Raw genomic sequence first — 22,761 nt, forward strand, 5'->3', positions numbered from 1 at the left:
CCGCATCGCTCCTGTTAACTTTGCGTGCCGCCGGAAGGCCGTTCCCGGACATGCTTACGCCCCGTCCACCCCCCGATGGGGCTGGTGCGGACGGGGCGTAAACCGTACCGGTCAGATGAGGACTAGACGCGACCCCACAGGGCCGGTACGTTCGGCGGCTCCCATCCAGGCAGCGAGGTGTGCGCCTGAATGCACCGGTAGGAGACGCCCTGGTAGGTCACTATCTGGCCCGCGGTGTACGGAGTCCACTCGGCCCAGGTGGTCTCTCCGCCGTCTCCGCCCACGGTCAGGCTGAAGGAGGTGGAGCGATCGGCCGAGACGCCGTCGGCGTTGAGGCTGATCGTGTGGGTGGTCTTCGGCGTGTCGGCCGAAGTGGAGATCGTCACCGACGACGACTGACCGGACTGGATGTTGGCCGGGCTGAAGGACACCGTCACACCCGCGGGGAGGGTCCCGGCGGAGAGGGAGATGGCCTGGGCGCTGCCCGACGTCACGGTCGTGCTGAGGGTCGTGGTGGCGGACTGCCCCGCATCGACCGAGCCCGAGGACGGGCTGGCGGAGATGGAGTAGTCGTCCCTGGGCGGCTCGGGGCCGTCGCCCACGGCCAGGGCCCACAGCACCACGGCGATCACGTCGCTGTTGCGGTCGAGCGCCGTCGTGTTGATGTTGCTCGGGTAGGTGTCGCACGCGGAGTGGTAGCAGCGGTCGAAGGCCTGACCCGCGGTGCCGCCCCACTTGGTGGCCTGCGCCTGGCTCTTGGTGTTCGAGGCGCCGGTGAAGACACCGCCGACAGGGACGCCCGCGTTCTTGAACGGAGCGTGGTCGCTGCGGCCGTCACCCTCGGTCTCGATCTCGGTCGGCACGCCGATCGAGGCGTAGAAATCGTTGAACAGCTTCTGGATGCTCGGGGTGTCGTCGTAGACGAAGTAGCCCGGGTTCGGCGAGGCGATCATGTCGAAGTTCAGGTAGGCCTGGACTCCGGACGCTCCGCCGTTCTGCACGTAGTAGGTCGAGCCGCGCAGGCCGGCCTCCTCCGCGCCCCACCAGCCGAAGCGGACGTGCTTCTCCATGGTGGGGTTCTTCGCCGCCAGGGCGAGCGCCACCTCCAGCAGACCGGCCGAGCCGCTGCCGTTGTCGTTGATGCCCGGTCCGGCGCTGACGCTGTCCAGGTGCGCGCCCGCCATGACGGTCTGGTTGGCGGGGCCACCGGGCCAGTCGGCGATCAGGTTGGAGTGCTGCTGGCCGCCGTAGGTGAAGTTCTGAATGCGCGTCTGGTAGCCCGCGGAGTCCAGCCGGCCCTTGATGTAGTTCAGCGAGGCGTTGTAGCCGTTGCCGCCCGACACCCGGGTGCCGCCGTTCTGGGAGGCGATGGACTGGAGCTGGTTCAGGTGCGCGCTCACGTTGGCCACCGCGATGTCCGGGGCCTTGTTGTCACCGCCGCCGCCGTTGACCTGCAGCGAGAAGGACGTCTCCTTGTCGACGGACGCGCCGTCGGCGAGGATCCGGATGTTGTGCGTACCGGCCGGCGTGTTGGCCGCCGTGGTCAGCCGCACGGTCGAGGACTGGCCCGACTGGATGCCGGCCGGGCTGAAGGTCACCGCGACACCGGTGGGCAGGTTGCCCGTGGTGCCCAGGCTGATCGACTGCGCGCTGCCGTTGGTGACCGTGGTGGTCAGCATGGTCTGGGCGGCCGCGCCCCGCTCGACGGTGGCCGAGGTCGGGTTGAGGCTGACCGAGAAGTCGTTCTGCTGGACCGTGCTCACCTGCAGCGAGAAGGACGCCTCCTTGTCGACGGACGCGCCGTCGGCGAGGATCCGGATGTTGTGCGTGCCGTTCGGCGTGCCGGAGGTCGTGCTCACCCGCACCGTCGAGGACTGGCCCGACTGGATGGTGGCGGGGGAGAAGCTGACCGAGACGCCGGTGGGCAGGTTGCCGGTGGTGCCCAGCGTGATCGACTGCGCGCTGCCGGCGGTGACCGTGGTGCTCAGCGTGGTCTGCGCGGCCTCGCCCGCGTTGACGCTTCCCGAGGTCGGGTTGAGGCTGACCGAGAAGTTGTTGTCCTGCGAAGTGCAGGTCGGGTCGCCGCTCGCCGGGACCTGCACTGCGGTCCAGGCGGCCTTCACCGCGTCGAACTCGGTGCAGCTACCGGGGAACAGCGACTTGGCGGCGTTCAGCGTGGCGACGCGCGCCTTGGCATGAGTCCACGGGGTGGTCTTCAGGTTGAGACCGCCCATGAAGATCTGGCCGGCCTTCTGGATGCCGATGCCGGTCAGCGACGAGGGGCCGGCGCAGACCGAGCTGGACGGCTTGCCGGGCGGGTTGGTGCCCTCGGCCAGCAGGTAGAACCAGTGGTTCTGCGGGCCCGCCGCGGCGTGGACCTCGGTCCTGGGGATCGAGCTGCTGTAGCAGTTCGGGTGTCCCTCGGCCTGCGGGTTGTACATGTTCCGGATCTCGCCGGACCCGACCAGGTTGATCTCCTCGCCGACCAGGTAGTCCGGCGGGTCGAGGTTGGCGGGGTGGTTGACGTAGAATTCGGTCAGCGTGCCGAAGATGTCACCGGTGGACTCGTTCAGGCCGCCGGCCTCGTTGCCCGACCCGGCGCCGCCGCTACCGGAGAACTGGAAGATGGCGTGGCCGAACTCGTGGCCCACCACGTCCATCGCGACGGCCTGCTGGGTGCTGGCGGAGTTGCGGCCGAAGTTGGTGTAGGAGCCGTTCCAGAAGGCGTTCGCCTGGTTGAGGCCGACGCGGATGGGGAAGGCGCCGCCCGAGCCGTTGAACCCGTTGCGGTTCAGCCAGGTGCGGAGCATGTCCCATTCCTTCTGCGCGCCGAACATCGCGTCCACGCAGGCGGTTTCCTGGTTGGTGCCCGAGCCGTTACCCCAGTTGTCGTCGGTGCCGGTGAACGCCGAGCCGTTCTGGCCGCCGCAGCGGAGGCCGGGCCGGGAGTTGTCGGTCATCGAGTAGGAGCTGCCAGACCCGGAAGTGGTGATCGACACCGGGTTGCCGTTGTAGTAGCTGTTGCCGGTGCCGGCGCGCACGTCGTCGTAGGAGTCGACGACCTTGCCGTTGACGGCGTCGACGTAGACGTGCAGCACGCTCGGAGCCTTCTTGGTCTGGCCGGTGACCACGACCTCCCAGGTCAGCGCGGGCTTCTTGAGCGCGGCGTTGACCACCAGCTTGGGCGTGGCGACGGTCTCGACCTTGGCCAGCAGCGCGCGCGCGGTCTTGGCGGCCGCGTCGGCGGTGATCCGGGTGGTGGACGGCACGTCCAGCTCTGAGCGCTGGCCGGTGGTCACGTCGTGGACGACCTGCCCGCTCACGTCGGTGCTGACGATGACGTCGCCGCCATATACCGGCAGACCCTTGTGCAGTCGCTTATAGGTCAGGTACTGCACGCCACGGGTACCGGTGATGGCCCGTTCCAGCTCGAACTCATCGGCCTTATCGGTCTTGAGCTGCTTGGCGAAACTCGTGAGCGCGTTCTCGGCGCTCGACAGCGCCTTGGCGCGCTGCTTGGGATCAGCGGTCACGAGGCCCGTCTGGGCACCCTGAACGGCTTGTTGTGCCGCCTTCGGGGCCTGCTGGGCACGCTCGGTGGCCGCGGAGTCCGACGCCCACGTTGGCGCGGACAGCGACGACACGGTCAGGGCGACGGACGAGAGTAACGCGACGCCGCCCAGCCTGAGCTTGGGGTTCACACATGGCTCCTTGGGGGGTGAGAAGGAGCCCGGCCGGGTGCCGCCCAGGCTCGCACTCACCGCCTTGGAGTAGTAACCCCACAACTTTCCATAACATGGGGCTATGCGGGAGGTCCCGTATAGCCCCGCGCTATGGGACGCTCAGGGCCGCGTTGTAGGCGGGCTGCGGCAGCGGTCCGTGCCGCTTCAGCCACGACGCGTAGATCGGGGCGTTCAGGGCGTCGGCCCAGTACGCCTGGGTGACGCTGCGCACCAGGTCCGCGGCGAAACCGGCCATGGGGCCGTGCTCCGTCCACCCGAGGACGTGCCGGTGCCGCAGTGGCGTGCCCGCGACCGGCCGGATGGCTATGCCCGGAGACTCCCTGCTGGTCGCCTGGAACATCCCGACGCAGCGCCCGGCCGCGATCATCCCCAGAGCCACACTGGTGTGCAGCGAGTAGGAGATGACAGGGGAGAACCCCTTGACGGCGCAGGCGGCCAGGAAGTGCTCGCGATGGCCGTTCTCGACCACCGCGGGCAGCGACCACTCGTCGTCCGCCAGGTCGGCCAGCTCGACCTCCTCGCGCGCGGCGAGGGGGTGCGACGCGGTCAGCCCGACGAACATGGGCTCAACCGCGATCACCGAGTAGGCCACGCCGGGGCGCGGGGCGAGTTCGTGCCCCGGATAGTCCGGGAGCACGGCCAGTTCGAGGCGTTCCGACTCCAGCAGTTCCGGCAGGACGTCCACGGCCTCCTCGGTCCGCATCGCGACCCGGGTGCCGCCGGCGAGCCGGTGCAGGCACTCGGACACATGGATGGCCAAGCGGGTGGGAGCGCAGCCCACCCGGATGGAGGTCTGCCCGGTGTAGCGGCGGCCGTCCCTCTGGAGTTCGTCGAACGCCGGGAGGATCGAGCGGGAGCGCAGGAGCACCCAGGCGCCCAGGGGCGTCGGGCGCGCTCCTTCTCGTCCGCGCTCGAAGAGCGGGCCGCCGAACATCCGCTCGATCCTGCGTAACTGAGCCGCCAGAGCGGGCTGCGACGTTCGCAGGTGGACCGCGGCCTTGGAGATGCTTCCGCAGTCGGCTATCGCACAGATCGCACGTAGGTGCCGTACTTCTAAGTCCACGTCACCAGGTTAATAGTAAAGAACCTTTTCATTAAGGCCCAATTCCGAAAAACACCTTGATGTCGTAAGTGGTGGCTTACGCGCCGATTGCTGCGCGGAGTAGGGGAAGCGACCGTTGCAGGGCCCGTTCCCAGTACGGCCAGGTATGCGTGCCGGGTCCGTAGAAGTCGGTGGTGACCTTCGCGCCGTGGTCGCGGGCTCGCCCGACGAACGTCTTCGACTGGGCCAGCATCGCGCCCTCGTAGTCGGCGGTCGTGCCGGGCGGGTCGAGGGGCCCCGGTTCGCCGTTCCCCGAGGAGACGTACACCTTCATGCCGCGCAGGCGCTCGGCCAGCACCGTGGGATTGTGCTCGTCCCACTGGCGGTCGTCGGCCGTGAGGTCGCCCCACAGCGCGGCGGGGTCCTCGCCGTTGCTGCTGACCAGATCGCGTACGGCCGCGCGGTCGCCGGTGGTGTCGAGCACCCCCGAGTAGGCCGCTGCGGCCTGGAAGGTGCCCGGATGCCGGGCGGCGTAGCCGATCGCGCCCAGCCCGCCCATCGAGAACCCGGCGACGGCGCGCCGCCTCCCCGCCCCGAACTCCGCCTCCATCAGCGGGATCAGCTCCCTGATGTGGAAGGTCTCCCAGGCGGGGCCGTCGCGCCAGTCGGAGTAGAACCCGACCCGCCCGCCCTCGGGCATGACCACGATCATCGGGAGGCCCGAGGTGAGCCGTTCCGCGCCGCCCTCCTCCGCCCAGCCCGCGTATCCGCTCTGACAGCAGCCGTGCAGCAGGTACAGGACCGGCCAGGGCCCGGAGCCGGGGCGCCACCCGGACGGCAGCAGGACCCGCACGGAGGCCGTCCGGCCGAGCGCGGGGGACTCCACGGTGAGGTCATGCCCCCGTTGCCCGGTCGCGATCCGGTCCACGATCCGCGGCCCCGCGCGTTCCGCGGCGACCTCCGCCCGCTCCGTGCCGGACCCCGATCCGGGGCGCCCCCAAAGGGCCGTGACGGTGGCGGTGACGGCCACCAGGGCGGTCAGGACGATCAGCCAGATCCGCAGGGACTTCAACGCCGTCTCCTTCGGGCGCTTCCCGCGCGGAACACCGGGCCGCCGCCCTTCGCTGGGCCGGCCGCGGCGACCGTGCGCGCCGGGATCATGATCGTACCGGGCGGCGGCCCGAATGCCACCCCCCAACATTCACCGCTCTAACAAATACCGCCACACACGTCCCGATTCAGAAATACCTCCACAAATCTATAAACGCCCCTGCGTGTCCTCCCCCGGCGGCCGGCGGCCGGCCCACCCGCCCCGTCCACCCCGTGAGCACGCGCCGGCCAGTGCGAACTCGCCGGGCCGGGGGGTGGCGGAGCGGGACTGGGAGCGATCCCACGCGCTCGTGTGGCGGGCATCGGCGGCGGGCGGAGCCGTGCGGGACGGGCGGGGTCAACTCGGCGTGGGGGAATTGGGGGCGACATTTGCTTGGAATGAGGTTGAAACATCGCTCCGACAGTGTTTGGTGTCAGATTGAGGGGTGATTGCCAATGCTGTTGCGGTTGCGTGTTTCACTGCCCGACCGGCCGGGAGCGCTCGGGCAGGTGACCAGGGTGCTCGGGACCATCGGGGCCGATATCCATCAGGTGACCGTGCTGGGCCGGGAGGGCGGCAGGGCGGTGGACGACTTCACGGTCGCCTGGCCGGGGGATCGCGCCGTGCCGGGGGAGGAGTCCGGTGAGGTGCAGAGCGACATGACGGCAGACGTGCGCGACCGGCTCGCCGCGGTCCCCGGGGTGTCGGTGGAGGGGGTGTGGCGCACCCGTGAGGTGCCGGGCTCCACTCCCGGCTACGACCTGCTGCGCTATGTCGTGGCCGACCCCGTGCGGGCCTTCGCCACGCTGGTGGACGCGCTGCCCGACCTGGTCGGCGCGGACTGGGCGCTCACCGTGGCGACCGGGCGGATCGGCGACGCCTCGCGCGTGTGGGCCGACGTGGTCCACCGCAGCCTGCGGGCCCCGGAGGGGTTCGTCCCGACGGGGAGCGTCCCGCCCAGGGCGGCGGTGTCGGCCGACGGCGGGGTGGGGCTGCTCTGCGTCCCGCTGGAGGAGGCGGCCCTGTGCCTGGTCGTCGGCCGCGCGCAGGGGGCGGCGTTCCACCGCGCCGAGCTGGACTCGGTGGCCCGCCTGGTGGAGGTCGTGAGCATGCTGGCGGCGACCGGGGAGGCCACCGCCGTCGGGTGAGACGCGCCGGTCAGCGCCGGGGCGGGTCGATCCTGGAGCCGTCGTTGGTGAACAGCATCAGGCGGTTGAGGTCCACGCCCACCCGCGCGGGCTCGCCGGCCCGCCACACGGGGCGCGCGCCGAGCCGTACGATCAGGTCGGCCCTGCGGTGGGTGCCGCTGGAGGCGGGCTGGCCGTTGGGCGTCACATCGGGCTCCGGCTCCGGCTCGGGCTCCTTGCTGGAGAACAGCCGGCGCATCATCGAGCGGGCGCGGCCGTTCGACGTGCCGTTGGTGGCCCGTCCGTGCCGGCGGGGGTCCGGCGGCTCGGGCACCGGCACGGACGGCAGGCCCGCCTCCACGTACGCCAGCCATTCGTGCCCGTGGTACTCCAGCGTCCTGACCCGCCCGTAGAAGGAGGGGCCCTCGTAGCTCTCCGGCACGGGCGCCAGCGCGTCGGGGCGAATGCCGACGATGATGGTGCCCCCGGTGTGCTGGGAGACGGCGTAGGCGCGCGGGTCCGTCCAGGGCATGGTGATCTGGTGGGCGCCGAAGTCCAGCAGGATGTACTGGTTCTGCGGCGTACGCACCTGCGGGCAGAGCAGGTTGAGCTGCTGGGAGCTGAGGAAGGCCGCGACGAACGCGGTGGCCGGGTCGTTGTAGATCTGGCCGGGGGTGCCCACGTCCTGAAGCACGCCACGGTTCATGATCGCGATCCGGTCGGCCAGGGTCAGCGCCTCGACCTGGTCGTGCGTCACGTAGATGGTGGTGACGCCCAGCGCCCTGATCAGCGAGGAGATCTCCATCCGCAGCTCGGTGCGCATGCCGGCGTCCAGGTTGGACAGCGGCTCGTCCATGAGGAAGAGGGACGGCTGGCGCACGATGGCCCGGCCCATGGCCACCCGCTGCCGCTGGCCGCCCGAGAGCGTTCCAGGCCGCCGCTCCAGGGTCTCGTCGATGTGCAGCGCCTTGGACAGTTCCACCACGCGGTCGTTGACCACGGACGGGTCGGCCTTGGCGATCTCCAGGGGGAACGACAGGTTGCCGCGCACCGTCCGGTGCGGGTAGAGCGCGCCGTTCTGGAAGACCATCGCGACGTCGCGGTCGCGCGGGGCGAGGTGGTTGGCGATGCGCCCGTCGATCCACAGATCGCCGCTGGTCATCTCCTCAAGCCCGGCGATCATGCGCAGCAGGGTGGACTTGCCGCAGCCCGAGGGGCCGAGCAGCACTAACAGTTCGCCGTCTTCCGCGCGAAGATTGAGCCGATCTACCGCGAGGACCCCGCCCGGGTAAATCTTGCTCACGTTGTCGAGGACGACCGTACTCATTGGCCTGCTCCGCCCACATTCATGGAGATCTCTTCAGCGTCCCCACAGTGGGGCCGCTGATCCCAGGGTCGGAAGGCGGGCGCGAGACGCCAACTGTGGCGGTGCCGATTGATGAGGTAGTACATCGCGGGCAGGTGGGCTGTGTCCATACGTGGTGGATTATTTCTGTATCCGTGATGTTTCCGGGATCAGTTTGGGACCGGCTAAAACTCTGGCCTTGTCCTGTCCCGGGGGTCCCGGGCCTTTCAGTGGTGTCAACCTGCCCACAGCTTACATCGCGGCTTCCGGGGCATCTGTGCTGATCAAGGGGTTTTGAGGGGTGACGCTCCGTCGTGGGTCGTTGGAAACGGTTGCGGAAAGTTACCGCAACCGTCTGAGTAGAAGTTCCTCCACCAGTCACTCGCACGGTCATGATCCCCGGCTCAATATGTCCCTTACGCGCCTCGGCGGGCCGAACCGCGGCGCCCCCTGTGCCAGGCCTTCCACCTCCACGCTGAGCAGGCTGATCGCGCGCGTACAGTACTGACCATGAACGGCACCCGGCTGTCCGACATCGCAGCGCAGGCAGGGGTCAGTGAGGCGACCGTGAGCCGGGTGCTGAACGGCAAGCCGGGTGTGTCGTCCGCCACCAGGCAGGCCGTCCTCACCGCGCTGGACACCATGGGATACGAGCGGCCCCAGCGGCTGCGCCCGCGCAGCAACGGCCTGATCGGCCTGGTCGTCCCCGGCCTGGAGAACCCGATCTTCCCGGCGTTCGCCCAGGCGGTGGAGAGATCGCTGATCCGCTACGGCTTCACCCCGGTGCTGTGCACGCAGCTCCCCGGCGGCGCGCCGGAGGACGACTTCACCGAGCTGCTGCTCGACCGGGGGGTCAGCGGAATCGTCTTCGTCTCCGGCCTGCACGCCGACACCACCGCACGGATGGAGCGCTACACCAGGCTCACCGAGCGGGGCCTGCCGATCGTCCTGGTGGACGGCTACGCCGAGGAGATCGAGGCCACCTTCATCTCACCCGACGACCGGTTCGCGGCGAGCCTCTCCGTGCAGCACCTGGTCGACCTCGGCCACGAGCGCGTCGGCCTGGCGGTCGGGCCGCGCCGGTTCGTCCCGGTGATCCGCAAGATCGAGGGATACCGCCATGCGATGTCGCGGCTGCTGGGCATCACCGACGTCGACGGGCTGATCTCCCACTCGCTGTTCTCCGTCGAGGGCGGCCAGGCGGCGGCGGGCGCGCTGCTGGAGCGCGGCTGCACGGGCATCGTGTGCGCCAGCGACCTGATGGCGCTGGGCGCCGTCCGCGCCTGCCGTGCCCGCGGGCTCTCCGTGCCCGGCGACGTCTCGGTCGTCGGGTTCGACGACTCCCCGCTGATCGCCTTCACCGACCCGCCGCTCACCACCCTCAGGAAGCCGATCGGCGCGATGGCGGGCGCGGCCGTCGAGACGCTGGTCGAGTGCGTCAACGGGGCTCCGGCCAAGCACGTCGAGCTGCTCTTCCAGCCCGAGCTGGTGGTGCGCGGCTCCACCGGTTCCGGCCCGCTCGTCAGCCGCTGAGCCGTCCCCGCGAAAGGGAAGGCCCGTGACGCCTGGTGAGGCGCCACGGGCCGTCGCTCCCATGACGCGGCCCCGGGTCACGGGGCCGTCATGGCCACCGGCGGGCCGAGGGAGGAAGGAGGCCCGGCCGGCGTCGTTCGTGGTGGGTGGTCAGCGCGAGGCCGCCGCCTCGGCCGCCAGCTTCTCCACGCGGGCGAAGTCTCCGGAGGCCAGCGCGTCCGCCGGGGTGAGCCAGGTGCCGCCCACGCAGCCCACATTGGGAAGTGACAGGTAGGAGGCGGCGTTGCCGGGGCGGATGCCGCCCGTCGGGCAGAACCGGATGTCGGGCAGCGGCCCGGCCAGCGCCTTCAGATAGGGAACGCCTCCGGCGGCCTCGGCGGGGAAGAACTTCAGCTCGGTCAGCCCGCGCTCGGCCAGGGCCATCGCCTCGGTGGCGGTGGCGACCCCCGGCAGGAACGGCAGGCCGCAGGCGAGCATCGCGTCGACCAGCGACGGCGTCGTGCCCGGGCTCACCAGGAACCCGGCACCGGCACGCGCCGACGCCTCGACGTCGGCCGGGGTGCGCACGGTCCCCGCGCCGACCACGGCGCCGGGCACCTCGGCCGCGATCCTGGCGATCGCCTCAAGGGCGGCCTCGGTCCGCAGGGTGACCTCGATCGCCGGCAGCCCGCCCGCCACCAGGGCGCGGGCCAGCGGCACCGCGGTCTCCACGTCGTCGATCACGACGACGGGCACCACGGGCGCGAGGTCGAGAACGCTCATCGGTTCTTCCTCCAATGTCACGGACGTACCATTCTTCCCGATCGCTGAACCAACCACGCCGCCGCCCCGGTCAAAGCGGGCTGGGCGTCCACGATCAGGCTGGTCGGGATGTCGCGGAGGTAGTCGCCGAGCGGCGGGGCGTCCTCGAAACGGGCGCGGAACTCGCTCGCCCTGACCCGCTCCACGATGCGGGGCAGCACGCCCCCGCCCAGGTAGATGCCGCCGCGCGCGCCCAGGGTCAGCGCCACGTTGCCGGCGAAGCTGCCGAGCAGCGCGCAGAAGACCCGCACGGTCTCGGCGCACCGCGCGTCGTCCTCCCGGGCCACGATCTCCGCGGCCGTGAGCCGGTCGGCGGCCACGCCGTCCACCAGGGACAACCCGTGGTGCAGCCGGCTCATCCCCGGCCCGGACAGCAGGTGCTCCGCGTCCAGGTAATCCGCGCCCTCGGCGCGCAGCGCGGCCACGACGGCGGCCTCCCGCTCGGTCACCACCGGCGGGGTCACGTGCCCGCCCTCACAGGCCACCGGGATCCACTCGGTCTCCGAGGGGACCAGCCCGGCGACGCCCAGCCCGGTTCCCGGGCCCAGTACCGCCTTCACCGACCGGGGGCGCGGGCCCGGCGGCGTGGGGCCGCCCAGCGGGACCAGGTCGTCGCCGCCCAGGTGCGGCAGCGAGAGGGCCAGCGCCTCGAAGTCGTTGAGCAGGCCGGTCCGCGCCAGGCCGAGGTCGCGGATCGAACCGGACCAGGCGGCGTTGGTGAGGCGGTATCGGTCGTCGTCCACCGGGCCCGCGATGGCCAGGCATGCCGCCTGTGGCCGGACGCCGCCGCCGTGCTCCTTCAGGTACGCGTTCATCGCCTCGGGCAGCCCCTCGTGGTCGGCCACCGCGAGTACCGCCACATCGTGGGGGGCCCCGCCGGGCTCGCTGACGAGCCCGAACCTGGCGTTAGTGCCGCCGATGTCGGCGACCAGCCATGGAAATGCGTAATCGGTCACTAGCCCTCGCCGTTCACACCATAGACGCCGTTCATGGCGAAGATACCCGCGCCGCGCTCCGCGGGCCCGGCGGTACGGCGGAAGGCGGCGAACAGCTCACGCCCGGTGCCCACCCACCGGTCGTCCGGCAGGGGCGCCCCCTGCGGCTCCCTGCGGGCCAGTTCCTCGTCCGTGACCAGCAGCGTCAGCGTCCCGGCGGCGGCGTCGAGGCGGATCGGGTCGCCGTCGCGGACCAGCCCGATCGGGCCGCCCTTGGCCGCTTCCGGCGACAGGTGGATGGCAGAGGGGACCTTCCCCGACGCGCCGGACATCCGGCCGTCGGTGACGATCGCCACATGCTGGCCGCGATCCTGCAGGACGGCCATCGGCGGGGTCAGCTTGTGCAGCTCGGGCATGCCGTTGGCGGAGGGCCCCTGGTAGCGGATGACCGCCACGAAGTCCTGGCCGTCCAGCTCGCCCGCCTCGAACGCGCGCAGCAGGCCGTACTGGTCGTCGAAGACCTTCGCCGGGGCCTGGACCACCTGGTGCTCGGGCCGCACCGCCGAGACCTTGGTGACCGCCCGGCCGAGGTTGCCGTCGACCATGTGGATGCCGCCGTCGGCGGAGAACGGGTCGGCCGCAGGGCGCAGCACGTCCAGGTCGGTGCTCCCCTGGGCGCGCTCGCGCCAGACCGGCTCGCCCTCCTTCAGCTCGGGCTCGGACCGGTAGTGGTCCAGGCCGCGCCCGGCGACCGTGAGCACGTCGCGGTCGAGCAGCCCGGCGTCCAGCAGCTCGCCGATCAGCACCGGCATGCCGCCCGCCGCCTGGAAGTGGTTCACGTCGGCTTGGCCGTTGGGGTAGATCCGGGTGAGCAGCGGCACCACCTTCGACAGCGCGGCGAAGTCGTCCCAGCGCAGGTCGATCCCGGCCGCCGCGGCGATGGCCACCAGGTGCATGGTGTGGTTGGTGGACCCGCCGGTGGCCAGCAGCGCGACCATGCCGTTGACCACGGCCCGCTCGTCCACGACGTGCCCGACCGGGGTGTACTCCGGGCCGTGCGCGGTCAGCTCGACGGCCCTGCGCCCGGCGGCGGCGGTCAGCGCCTGCCGCAGCTCGGTGCGGGGGTTGACGAACGTCGCCCCCGGCAGGTGCAGCCCCATCACCTCCACCACCACCTGGTTGGAGTTGGCGGTGCCGTAGAAGGTGCAGGTGCCGGGGGAGTGGTAGGAACTCGCCTCGGCGTCGAGCATCTCCCCGCGGCCGATGCCGCCCTCGGCGAAGCGCTGGCGGGTGCGCGCCTTGACCTTGTTCGGCAGGCCGGAGGTCATCGGCCCGGCGGGCACGAACAGCGCGGGCAGGTGGCCGAAGTGCAGCGCGCCGATCAGCAGCCCGGGAACGATCTTGTCGCAGACGCCCAGCAGCAGCGCCGCGTCGAACATGTCGTGCGACAGGGCGATCGCGGTGGACATCGCGATCACCTCGCGGCTGTACAGCGACAGCTCCATGCCCGCGCGGCCCTGGGTGATGCCGTCGCACATGGCCGGGACGCCCCCGGCGACCTGGGCCACGCCGCCCGCCGCCCGCACCGCGGCCTTCAGCTCGCCGGGGTAGGTCTCGTACGGCTGGTGCGCCGACAGCATGTCGTTGTAGCTGGTCACGATCGCGACCCCGGGCTTGACCGAGCCGCGCAGGTCGAGCTTGTCGGCGGCGGGGGAGGCGGCGAAGCCGTGCGCCAGGTTGGCGCAGGCCAGCCCGGTCCGCGCCGGCCCGCGCAGGCGGGCCTCCTCCCCGGCGGCGTCCACCCTGCTCAGGTAGGCGTTACGACTGGCCTCGCTGCGCTCCCGCAGCCGCGCGACGACGGCTTCCACGACCGGATTCATGCCGGTTCCTCCTCGTGCCAGGCGCGGCCGCTGCGGCCGAGCAGTTCGTGCGCGGACGGCGGGCCCGCGCTGCCGGCCGGATACGGTTCCGGCAGGATGCCCGACTCGTCCCACGTGGCCAGGATCGGATCGATCCAGCTCCAGGCCGCCTCGACCTCGTCGCGGCGCATGAACAGGGTCGGGTTGCCGCCCATGACGTCCATGAGCAGCCGCTCGTAGGCGTCGGGCACGCGGGCGCCGAAGGCGCGGGCGAAGCTCAGCCCGAGCGGGGCCGGGCGCAGCGCGACCTCGCCCGCCCCCGGCTCCTTGGACATGATGTGCAGGTCGATGCCCTCGCTGGGCTGCAGGCGCAGCACCAGCCGGTTGGGCGAACCGCCCGGGAAGATCGAGTGCGGCACGTCCTTGAACTGGACCACGATCTCCGAGCGGCGGCTCGGCAGCCGCTTGCCGGTGCGCAGGTAGAAGGGCACCCCGGCCCAGCGCCAGTTCTTCACCTCGGCGCGGATCGCGGTGAAGGTCTCCACCTGATAGGAACGGCCGGTCGGCGGGGAGCTGTCCGGCTCGTCGAGGTAGCCGGGCATGCCGGGGGCCGCGGCGTACTGGCCCCGGACGGTGAACCGGTCCGCCTCGGTGCCGCTGATCGGCCGCAGCGCCTGCAGCACCTTCAGCTTCTCATCGCGGATCGCCTCACGGTCGTTGCGCGCGGGCGGCTCCATGGCGACCAGGCACAGCAGTTGCAGCAGGTGGTTCTGCACCATGTCGCGCAGCGCGCCCGCCTGGTCGTAGTAGCCGCGCCGGCCCGGGGTGCCGACGGTCTCGGTGGCGGTGATCTGCACGTGGTCGATCCACAGGGAGTTCCAGACGGGCTCCAGGAAGGCGTTGGCGAAGCGCAGCACCAGGAGGTTCTGGACGGTCTCCTTGCCCAGGTAGTGGTCGATCCGGTAGGTCTGCGACTCGGTGAAGATGGCCCCCACCTCGTCGTTGATCTCGCGCGCGCTGGCGAGGTCGCGGCCGAGGGGCTTCTCCAGCACGACCCGCGAGCGCGGCGTGACCAGCCCGGCCCGGTGGGCCTGGCGGCAGAAGGGGCCGAACGTCATCGGCGGGCTCGCCAGATAGAAGATCCGGTCACGGTCGTCGTGCCCCGCGAGCAGTTCGCCCAGAGATCGCCAGCCGTCGTGCAGGGCGTCCTCGCTGTGCACGTCCAGGGTCACATGGCGCAGCCGGGAGACGAAGCGCCGCCACACGGCGGGGTCGTCGCCGGGCACCGAGCCGCGTACCTGCGCGTCCACCTTGCCGCGCAGGTCGGCGTCGGTGAGGCCGCCGCGCGACAGGGCGATGATCCTGGTCTCCGGGGCCAGGCGGCCGTCGCGGTCGCAGTGGTACAGGGCGGGCAGCAGCTTGCGCATGGAAAGGTCGCCGGTTCCGCCGAACACGATGAGGTCCGCGACGTGCGGGGGCTCGTGCCCGGTGACTGGGGTTGGCGAGGGGTTCACGACAGAACTCCGATGATCTACCAAGAGAAGGACAGATCGGACACTAGCCATATCTTCGGCTTGAGACAACCCGAGTTTTGTACGTCAAGATGAATAAGTGGGGACTTCCCCTTCCATAAGGGGGTGTGATTCACTTGGCCGATGCCACGACGTTCCGTCGCTCCGCTCGCCTCCAGCGGCGAGGTGCTGCGCCTCATCCGCTCAGGTGAGGCGGTCACGCGCGCCGAGATCGGCCGGGTCACCGGGCTGTCCCGACCGGCCGTCGCGCTGCGCGTGGGCGAGCTGCTGGATCACGGTCTGGTGGTGGAGGACACAGAGGGCCCGTCGACCGGCGGGCGTCCGCCCGCGCGGCTGACCTTCAACGCGGCGGGCGGGGTCGTGCTGGTTGCCTCGCTGGGCGCGGGCCGTACCCAGATCGCCGTCTGTGACCTCGGCGCCGAGGTGCTGGCCCGCACCGACGTCTCCATCGACGTGGAGGAGGGGCCGGGCGTCGTCCTGCCGCTGCTGATGGACACCTGGGAGCGGCTGCTGGGAGACCGGCCGCTGTCACAGGTCCGCGGGGTCGGGCTGGGCGTGCCCGCCACGGTCGAGTTCGCCGCGGGGCGCACCGAGAGCGCCAGGGTGATGGCGAGCTGGACCGGTCTGGTGATCCCGCCGCTCATCGCCGGGCGGTTCCCCGTCCCGGTGTTCGTGGACAACGATGTGAACGCGATCGCCGTCGGTGAGCACCACGCCGCCTACGCGGGCGCGGTGGACGACCTGCTGTTCGTGAAGGTCTCCACCAGGATCGGCGCGGGGGTGATCTCCGGCGGCGCGATCATGCGTGGCGCCCTGGGCGCGGCCGGGGAGATCGGGCACATCCCGGTGCGCGACGGCGGGGGCGTGCTGTGCCGCTGCGGCAGCGTGGACTGCCTGGACTCGGTGGCCAGCGCCACCGCGATGCTGCGCGTGCTGCGCGAGCGCGGGCGCGACGTCTCCTCGGTGCCCGACGTGGTCACGCTGGTCCGCGCGGGCGACGCGGTGACGATGGCGGTCATCCGCGACGCCGCGCGCAAGCTCGGCGAGGTGGTCGCCAGCGCGGTCAACCTGCTCAACCCGGCCGTGGTGGTCCTCGGCGGCGATCTGGCCGAGACCTTCCCGCAACTGGTGTCGGGCGTGCGCGAGGTCGTCTACCGCCGCTCCACCGCGCTGGCCACCCGCAACCTGCGGATCGAGCCGAGCAGGCTGGGCCCCGGCGCGGGCATCACCGGGTGCGCGCTGATGGTGCTGGACAACATCCTGTCCCCGGAGGCCGTGGACACCGCGCTGTCCGACCTGCCGGAGGTCTCCGTCCTCTAGGGCGCCGCCCTATGAGCGGGCGTGCTGGATCAGGCAGTGCAGCGCGTTCTCCAGTTCCTCGCCGTCGGCCGCCGGGCGCGACCACGGCACCCGCAGCAGCTCGGGATCGTCCACCCCCACCCGGATCGTGGCGCCGTAGCGGTCCAGCTCCCACAGCCACACGTCGGGCGCGGCGAGCGACCCGGCCAGCCGCCGTACGGCGTGCGTGAGCTGATCGCGGTGGTAGCCGTTGACGTGCGAGATCATCCGCTCCGCGCTCTCGTGGCAGGGGTCGGGCGCCGCCGCCAGGTAGTCCTCGGCGTCCAGCACGCCGGATTCCATCCCGGCCAGGTAGATGACCTGCGCCACGTCCACCCGCGTCAGGACGCTCCCCGACCCCGGGGTCTCCACCGCCTCGAACAGGGCCTCGTCGGGGCAGTGCTCGGCGATGGCCACGGCGGCGCGTCGCAGCTCGTCCGCCGGGACGGGCTCCAGCCAGCCCCGCACCTTCAGCATCCCCCTGGGGCACCTGACGTCGCCGAGGTCGCGGCAGGCGATGAGGTCCACGGTCACCACCGACTGCGCCTCCTGGGCGTACAGCGGGTGGCCCGGCGTCACCAGCAGCACCGGGCGCCCTTCGGGATCCACCCCGCCCCGCGCTGATACGGCGGGCCCACGGGAGGCCGCCACGGAGACATGGGTGGGTGCGGCCCCCGCGGCGAGCGTGCGGACGCGTTCCGGAATGGGCGGTGCTGTCACGGGTCGCTGCACGACCGGGCCCCCTTCGTCTCGCTACTGTTAAGGTTAGGCTTGCCTAATTAAGATTTACCTAACCACAGAGAGGTGATCGTGCGCTACACCGGGCCCAAGGTGAGGCTTTCCCGCCGTGCGGGCGTCCCGCTGACCGCGAAGGCGGTGCGCTACTTCGAGGCGCGGCCGTACCCGCCGGGGGAGCACGGCCGCAAGACCAACCGCCGCAGCACCGGCGACTACGGAATGCGGCTGATGGAGAAGCAGAAGTTGCGCTGGTACTACGACGTCTCTGAGAAGCAGTTGCGCAGGTACTGGGACGCCGTCCAGCGCCGCCCCGGCAAGTCGGGCGCGGAGCTGATCGCGCTGCTGGAGACGCGCCTGGCGTCGCTGGTGCTGCGTGCCGGTTTCGCCCCGTCCATCTACGCGGCCCGGCAGTACATCACGCACGGCCACATCACCGTGGACGGGCGGAAGGTGGACATTCCCAGCTACATCGTCAAGCCGGGCCAGACCATCGGCGTGCGCCAGCGCTCACGGGCGCTGCAGCCGTTCGTGGCCGTCGCGGAGGGCACCTACGCCGACCAGGTGACCGCGCCCTACCTCACGGTGCACCACGGGGAGCTGCGGTTCACGCTGATCGCCAGGCCGGAACGGGCGCAGGTGCGCGTCCCGGTGGACGAGCAGCTCGTCGTGGAGCACTACTCCCGCTGAACCGCGGTCTCCCCGGAGGGGGTCTCCTCGCGGAGCCTGGCCAGCTCGCCCCGCAGCGCGGCCAGTTCCGCGAGGACCGTCCTGCTGAACTCGTCGTCGGTGTGGTCCTCCTCCATCGCCTTGACCACCACCGCGATGAACAGGTTGAGCACGACGAAGGTGCAGGTCAGCATGAAGACGACGAAGAAGATCCAGGCCGAGGGGTGCTCGTCCATGACCTCACGGGTGATGTCGGACCAGGCGTCGCCCGTCATCATCTGGAACAGGGTGAACAGCGAGGTCGGCAGCGAGCCGAAGTAGTCGGGGGCGGTCGCGCCGTACAGCTTGGTGCCCATCACCGCCGCGACGTAGAGGACCAGCGAGAGCAGCACCACGATCGAGGTCATCCCCGGTACGGCGGTCAGCAGCGCCGAGACCACCCGCCGCAGGCTGGGCACCACCGAGATGAGCCGCAGCGCGCGCAGCACCCTCAGGGCGCGCAGCACCGATAGGCCGCCCGCCGTGGGCAGCAGCGAGACCAGCACGATGGCCGTGTCGAACAGGTTCCACGGGTCGCGGAAGAACGCCAGGCGGTGGGCGTACAGCTTGGCCAGCAGCTCGGCCACGAAGATGTAGAGCGCCAGGTGGTCGACGAAGACCAGCGCGGGCCCGTAGTCCGCGATCATCGGCGGAGAGGTCTCCAGGCCGAGCGTCGCGGCGTTGACCACGATCACGGCCGTGATGAACCTCTGGAATCCGGTCGACTCCACCCCCGCCCGGACGCGCTCGCGCATGTAGTGAAACTCCCCCAGGTCTTGCCGTGCACGGCAAGCGCCGCGTCAAGATCTTAAAGGATCTCTAGGAAATTCCTGGGTAAACCGCCCGCTCCGCCGGGGCGGCCCCCGCACGCCGTGCCGGACTCACAGGAACCTCCAAGATCCTCACCGGAAAGGCTCGAACCGCTCGTGAACCCTGGTGGCCGCACACGCTGACCCAGGAGGAGCGATGATCCAGCTACGGGGGCTGACGAAGCGGTACGGCGCCGTCCAGGCCGTCACCGACCTCACCTTCGACGTACGGCCCGGCGTCGTCACCGGGTTCCTCGGCCCGAACGGGTCGGGCAAGTCGACGACGATGCGAATGATCCTCGGGCTCGACCGCCCGACGGCCGGGACGGCCACCGTGGGCGGTAAGCCGTACGCCGACCTGCCCGCGCCGGGACGGGTGCTCGGCGCCCTGCTCGACGCGCGGGCCGCCCACGGAGGGCGCACCGCCAGGACCCACCTGCGCTGCCTGGCCGCGGCCGGGGCCGTGCCGGACCGCCGGGTGGAGGAGGTGCTGGCCATGGCGGGCCTGGAATCCGCCGCCGGCCGCCGGATCGGGACCTTCAGCCTGGGCATGAGCCAGCGCCTGGGCATCGCCGCCGCCATGCTCGGCGATCCCGCCACGCTGATCTTCGACGAGCCGGTCAACGGGCTCGACCCCGACGGCATCAGATGGATCCGCACCCTCATGCGCGACCTGGCCGCCGAGGGCCGGGCCGTCCTGGTGTCCAGCCACCTGATGAGCGAGATGGCGCTCACCGCCGATCACCTGGTCATCATCGGCCGGGGACGGCTCGTCGCCGACACGGCCCTGTCCGCCCTCGCCGCGGAGGGCCCTCCCGGGGTGCTGGTGCGCACCCCCGACGCCGACGAGCTGGTGCGGGCGCTCGCCGGGCGGAGCGGGACCATCGTCGAACGCGACCCGTCCGGCGGCCTGCTCGTCACCGGCCTGGGCGCCCCCGCCGTCGGCGCACTCGCCGCCGCGAGCGGCGTCGTGCTGCACGAACTGACCCCGAGGACCATCTCACTGGAGGAGGCGTTCATGCGCCTGACCGGCGACAGCACCGAGTACCGCCAGGGAGCCGCGCGATGAGGGCCCCGGGCTTCGCCGACGTGCTGCGCTCGGAATGGCTGAAGTTCCGCAGCCTGCGCGCCCCCGTGCTGACCGCGGCCGGGGCGCTGGCCGCTGGAATCGGCTACGGCATCCTGTTCGGCCTCCAGGGCGCGCGCCAGTACCTCCTGGCCGCCCCGGCCGACCAGGCCGCGTTCGACCCCTACGAGGCCGTCTCCCGGCCGCTGCTCTTCGTCCAGGTGATTCTGGCGGCCATGGGCGCGCTCATCGTGACCTCCGAGTACCGCTCGGGGATGATGCCCGTCAGCGTGACCGCCGTGCCCGGCCGCGGGCGGCTGCTGATGGCCAAGGCCGTCGTCGCGGGCGTCGCCGGCCTGGCGGTCGGCGCGGTCACCGCGGTGGCCACCTTCCTGACCGGGCACGCCGTCCTGGCCGCCGGGGGCGCGCCGTCGCTGACCCTGGCCGACCCCGGGGTGCCCGGCGCGCTCACCGGCACCGCGCTGTACCTGGCCATGGCGACCCTGCTCGGTGTGGCGACGGGAACGCTGGTGCGGGCATCGGCCGGGGCGGTGAGCCTCCTCGCCGTGGGGATGGTCCTGGTCCCGGCGATGGCGAGCGTCTACCCGGAGTGGCTGTCGAGGTTCGTGCTCACGTTCTGGCCGACGGTCGCCGGCATGCGGATCACCGCCCTGCGCCTGGACCCCCGCTTCATGGCACCGCTACCGGGGTTCGTGCTGCTGTGCGGATTCGTGGCGGTCATGGTGGGGGCCGCGCTGTGGGCCTTCCGATCCCGCGACGTCTAGTCGCCTATTCTCCGAGGGGAAGCGGACGGCGGGAGACGGTGCAGGAGACGGTGGGGGAGCGGCGGTGAGCGCGAGGATCGCGGGCGCGGGCGAACGGCTGCTCGTGGTGGACGACGAGGCGACCGTGCGGGAACTGCTGTCGGCGACGCTGCGCTTCGCGGGCTTCACGGTGTCCTCGGCGGCCACCGGCGCCCAGGCGCTGGAGTCGGCCCGCGAGGATCCGCCCGACCTCGTGCTGCTCGATGTGATGCTGCCCGACATGGATGGCTTCGAGGTGGTCAGACGGCTTCGCGTGCCCGGCGCCCGCACCACGGCCGGGCAGGTCCCCGTGCTCTTCCTGACCGCCCGCGACTCCCCGGCCGACAAGATCAACGGATTGACGCTCGGCGGCGACGACTACGTCACCAAGCCCTTCGACCTGGAGGAGCTGATCGCCCGGATCCACGCCATCCTGCGCCGCACCGGCGGAGGCCGGTCGCCGGGCACGCTGGTGATCGGCGACCTGGAGGTCGATCCCGAAGGCCACCAGGCGCTGCGGGAGGGCGAGCCGGTCCGCCTGTCGCCGACCGAGTTCAAGCTGCTGCACTACCTCGCGCTCAACGCCGGGCGGGTGGTCTCCAAGGCGCAGATCCTCGACCACGTCTGGCACTACGACTTCAACGGCGACGCGAGCATCGTCGACACCTATGTCAGCTACCTGCGCCGGAAGATCGACAGCCGGCTCCCCAAGCTGATCCACACGGTGCACGGCGTCGGATACGTCCTGCGCCGGCCGAGGTAGAAGGGCGGGCCGATGCGGGTGACGGGCCGGATCTCACTGCGCGGGCGCCTGCTGGCGATCGCCATGGCGCTGCTGGCGACGGGCCTGGCGATCAGCTCGGGCGTCGTGGTGGGCATGCTCAGGTCGCATCTCGTCGGCCGGGTGGACCAGCAACTGCGCCCGCTCTCGCTGGTGCTGGCACGGGTCTCCGCCGACCGGCTGCGCCCGATGATCTTGCCCGAGGGCAGCCAGGCGATCCAGGCGCTGACCGGGGGACTGGACCTGGTCGGCGACGTGTACGCCGCCTACCTCGACGCCCGTGGCGCGGTGCGGCGGGTGGGCGGCTCGGCCGGGAGCCCTCCGGTCCTGTCCGGGCTCGACAAGGCGTCCGTGGCCAGGCTCGGCGGCGAGCCGTTCGAGGTCGAGTCGGCCGACGGCCGCTCGTCCTGGCGGGTGATCGCGCTGCCCCGGGCCGCCCGGCCGTTCCCGGCGGGGGAGGACACGCCTCCGCCCGAGCCGGGCAGCGGCGTCGTGATCGCCGCCTCCCTGGACGGCGTGACCTCCACGGTCGGCCGGCTGGCCGCGGTCTGCGCGCTGACCGGGCTCGGCCTGCTGGCGATGCTGACGGCGGGCGGCTGGTACGCGGTGCGCGCCGGGCTCGCCCCGCTGCGCCGGATCGAGGAGACCGCCGCCGCGATCGCCCAGGGCGACCTGACCAGGCGCGTGCCGGAGACGATGCCGCCGGGCAGCGAGGTGGGGCGCCTGTCGGCCGCGCTGAACGGCATGCTGGTCCAGATCGAGGAGGCGTTCGCGGACCGGGAGGAGTCGCAGGCGCGGATGCGCCGCTTCGTCGCCGACGTCAGCCACGAGCTGCGCACCCCGCTGTTCGGCATCAAGGGCTTCTCCGACCTGTACCGGATGGGCGGGCTGAGCGGCCCCGACGACGTCGACATGACGATGGCGCGGATCCAGAGCGAGGCGGCTCGCCTGGCCCGGCTGGTGGAGGACCTCCTGCTGCTGGCCCGGCTGGACGAGGGAGAGGCGGCCCCGGCGATGGAGCCGGCCCCGATGGACCTGCGCTCGCTGGCCGCCGACGCCCGCCACGACCTGCGGGCCTTGGACCCGGCCCGCGAGATCCGGCTGACCGGCGTCGTCGCCGGGACCCCTCCGGCGGGCGCGCCCGTGCTCGGGGACGAGGCCAGGCTCCGCCAGGTGGTGGCGAACCTGGTCGGCAACGCGGTGGCGCACACGCCCGAGGGCACACCCGTGCGCGTCGGGGTGGGCACGCGTGACGGCGAGGCGCTGCTGGTGATCGAGGACGAGGGGCCCGGTCTCGACGAGACGCAGGCCGCGAGGGTGTTCGACCGCTTCTACCGTGTGGACGGCTCGCGCACCAGGGACGGCGGCGGCGGCGGGGCGGGCCTGGGCCTGTCCATCGCCCAGTCGATCACCAGGGCGCACGGCGGCCGGGTGGAGCTGCGCACGGCCCCCGGGCGGGGCGCGGCCTTCGCCATCGTCCTGCCCCTGGCTTGAACGCGGTCGGAACGTGTTCT

18 protein-coding genes are annotated in these 22,761 nt (G+C 71.6%); 8 read left to right on the forward strand and 10 right to left on the reverse strand.

Features of this window, described 5'->3' with window-relative positions; all coding sequences use genetic code 11:
* Nucleotides 1-122 precede the first annotated feature (122 nt).
* The 3 genes from P3X83_RS14840 to P3X83_RS14850 all read right to left on the reverse strand — a co-directional run bounded on the left by P3X83_RS14840 (nucleotide 123) and on the right by P3X83_RS14850 (nucleotide 5,857).
* Nucleotides 123-3,701: a M28 family peptidase gene (locus tag P3X83_RS14840; protein ID WP_277305615.1), complete on the reverse strand. Its 3,579-nt coding sequence runs from the start codon at nucleotides 3,699-3,701 to the stop codon at nucleotides 123-125.
* 130 nt (nucleotides 3,702-3,831) lie between these two features.
* Nucleotides 3,832-4,806, reverse strand: coding sequence for a LysR family transcriptional regulator (locus P3X83_RS14845; protein WP_277305616.1), 975 nt, complete (start codon nucleotides 4,804-4,806; stop codon nucleotides 3,832-3,834).
* 76 nt (nucleotides 4,807-4,882) lie between these two features.
* A complete protein-coding gene (locus tag P3X83_RS14850; RefSeq protein ID WP_277305617.1) occupies nucleotides 4,883-5,857 on the reverse strand; it encodes an alpha/beta hydrolase family protein in 975 nt (324 codons plus the stop codon).
* A 485-nt stretch (nucleotides 5,858-6,342) separates the two neighbouring features.
* Here P3X83_RS14850 and P3X83_RS14855 point away from each other — a divergent pair, with 485 nt between their 5' ends.
* A complete protein-coding gene (locus P3X83_RS14855; RefSeq protein ID WP_277305618.1) occupies nucleotides 6,343-7,023 on the forward strand; it encodes an amino acid-binding protein in 681 nt (226 codons plus the stop codon).
* A 10-nt stretch (nucleotides 7,024-7,033) separates the two neighbouring features.
* On the opposite strand, the gene P3X83_RS14860 is transcribed toward P3X83_RS14855, so the two are convergent.
* On the reverse strand, nucleotides 7,034-8,329 hold the full coding sequence (locus P3X83_RS14860) for an ATP-binding cassette domain-containing protein (protein ID WP_277305619.1): 1,296 nt from the start codon (nucleotides 8,327-8,329) through the stop codon (nucleotides 7,034-7,036).
* Between the two features lie 528 nt (nucleotides 8,330-8,857).
* Here P3X83_RS14860 and P3X83_RS14865 point away from each other — a divergent pair.
* On the forward strand, nucleotides 8,858-9,880 hold the full coding sequence (locus P3X83_RS14865) for a LacI family DNA-binding transcriptional regulator (protein WP_277305620.1): 1,023 nt from the start codon (nucleotides 8,858-8,860) through the stop codon (nucleotides 9,878-9,880).
* A 150-nt stretch (nucleotides 9,881-10,030) separates the two neighbouring features.
* On the opposite strand, the gene eda is transcribed toward P3X83_RS14865, so the two are convergent.
* The 4 genes from eda to zwf are packed head-to-tail and all read right to left on the reverse strand — an operon-like array spanning nucleotide 10,031 to nucleotide 14,989.
* Nucleotides 10,031-10,642 carry a bifunctional 4-hydroxy-2-oxoglutarate aldolase/2-dehydro-3-deoxy-phosphogluconate aldolase gene (gene eda, locus P3X83_RS14870; protein WP_277305621.1) on the reverse strand — a complete coding sequence of 204 codons (612 nt, stop codon included), beginning with the start codon at nucleotides 10,640-10,642 and terminating at the stop codon, nucleotides 10,031-10,033.
* A 17-nt stretch (nucleotides 10,643-10,659) separates the two neighbouring features.
* Nucleotides 10,660-11,637, reverse strand: coding sequence for a glucokinase (locus P3X83_RS14875; RefSeq protein ID WP_277305622.1), 978 nt, complete (start codon nucleotides 11,635-11,637; stop codon nucleotides 10,660-10,662).
* Nucleotides 11,637-13,496 (reverse strand): phosphogluconate dehydratase, encoded by a 1,860-nt coding sequence (gene edd / locus P3X83_RS14880; RefSeq protein ID WP_277305623.1) that lies wholly within the window; start codon nucleotides 13,494-13,496, stop codon nucleotides 11,637-11,639. Before edd ends, P3X83_RS14875 begins: the two co-directional genes overlap by 1 nt.
* On the reverse strand, nucleotides 13,493-14,989 hold the full coding sequence (gene zwf, locus P3X83_RS14885) for a glucose-6-phosphate dehydrogenase (protein WP_277305624.1): 1,497 nt from the start codon (nucleotides 14,987-14,989) through the stop codon (nucleotides 13,493-13,495). Before zwf ends, edd begins: the two co-directional genes overlap by 4 nt.
* A gap of 141 nt (nucleotides 14,990-15,130) precedes the next feature.
* Between zwf and P3X83_RS14890 the strand changes: the two genes are divergently transcribed.
* Nucleotides 15,131-16,327 carry an ROK family transcriptional regulator gene (locus P3X83_RS14890; protein ID WP_277305625.1) on the forward strand — a complete coding sequence of 399 codons (1,197 nt, stop codon included), beginning with the start codon at nucleotides 15,131-15,133 and terminating at the stop codon, nucleotides 16,325-16,327.
* 9 nt (nucleotides 16,328-16,336) lie between these two features.
* Here the strand turns inward: P3X83_RS14890 and P3X83_RS14895 are convergent, their stop codons facing one another.
* Nucleotides 16,337-17,077 (reverse strand): DUF2470 domain-containing protein, encoded by a 741-nt coding sequence (locus P3X83_RS14895; RefSeq protein WP_277305626.1) that lies wholly within the window; start codon nucleotides 17,075-17,077, stop codon nucleotides 16,337-16,339.
* Between the two features lie 78 nt (nucleotides 17,078-17,155).
* On the opposite strand from P3X83_RS14895, the gene rpsD reads away from it, so the two are divergent.
* Complete coding sequence (gene rpsD, locus P3X83_RS14900; RefSeq protein ID WP_277305675.1) at nucleotides 17,156-17,770, forward strand: 30S ribosomal protein S4; 615 nt, start codon at nucleotides 17,156-17,158, stop codon at nucleotides 17,768-17,770.
* Here the strand turns inward: rpsD and P3X83_RS14905 are convergent.
* On the reverse strand, nucleotides 17,758-18,543 hold the full coding sequence (locus P3X83_RS14905; protein WP_277305627.1) for an ion transporter: 786 nt from the start codon (nucleotides 18,541-18,543) through the stop codon (nucleotides 17,758-17,760). The two genes, rpsD and P3X83_RS14905, sit on opposite strands and share 13 nt — an antisense overlap.
* Nucleotides 18,544-18,754: 211 nt before the next feature.
* Between P3X83_RS14905 and P3X83_RS14910 the strand changes: the two genes are divergently transcribed.
* The 4 genes from P3X83_RS14910 to P3X83_RS14925 all read left to right on the forward strand — a co-directional run bounded on the left by P3X83_RS14910 (nucleotide 18,755) and on the right by P3X83_RS14925 (nucleotide 22,741).
* Nucleotides 18,755-19,666 (forward strand): ATP-binding cassette domain-containing protein, encoded by a 912-nt coding sequence (locus tag P3X83_RS14910; protein WP_277305628.1) that lies wholly within the window; start codon nucleotides 18,755-18,757, stop codon nucleotides 19,664-19,666.
* Complete coding sequence (locus tag P3X83_RS14915) at nucleotides 19,663-20,448, forward strand: ABC transporter permease subunit (protein ID WP_277305629.1); 786 nt, start codon at nucleotides 19,663-19,665, stop codon at nucleotides 20,446-20,448. The genes P3X83_RS14910 and P3X83_RS14915 overlap by 4 nt, the downstream gene beginning before the upstream one ends.
* A 64-nt stretch (nucleotides 20,449-20,512) precedes the next feature.
* Entirely contained in the window at nucleotides 20,513-21,229 is a 717-nt protein-coding gene (locus P3X83_RS14920; RefSeq protein ID WP_277305630.1) for a response regulator transcription factor, read from the forward strand.
* 12 nt (nucleotides 21,230-21,241) lie between these two features.
* Entirely contained in the window at nucleotides 21,242-22,741 is a 1,500-nt protein-coding gene (locus P3X83_RS14925; RefSeq protein WP_277305631.1) for a HAMP domain-containing sensor histidine kinase, read from the forward strand.
* Nucleotides 22,742-22,761 lie beyond the last annotated feature (20 nt).

The sequence above is a fragment of the Spongiactinospora sp. TRM90649 genome, from assembly GCF_029382225.1.
Lineage (GTDB): Bacteria > Actinomycetota > Actinomycetes > Streptosporangiales > Streptosporangiaceae > Spongiactinospora.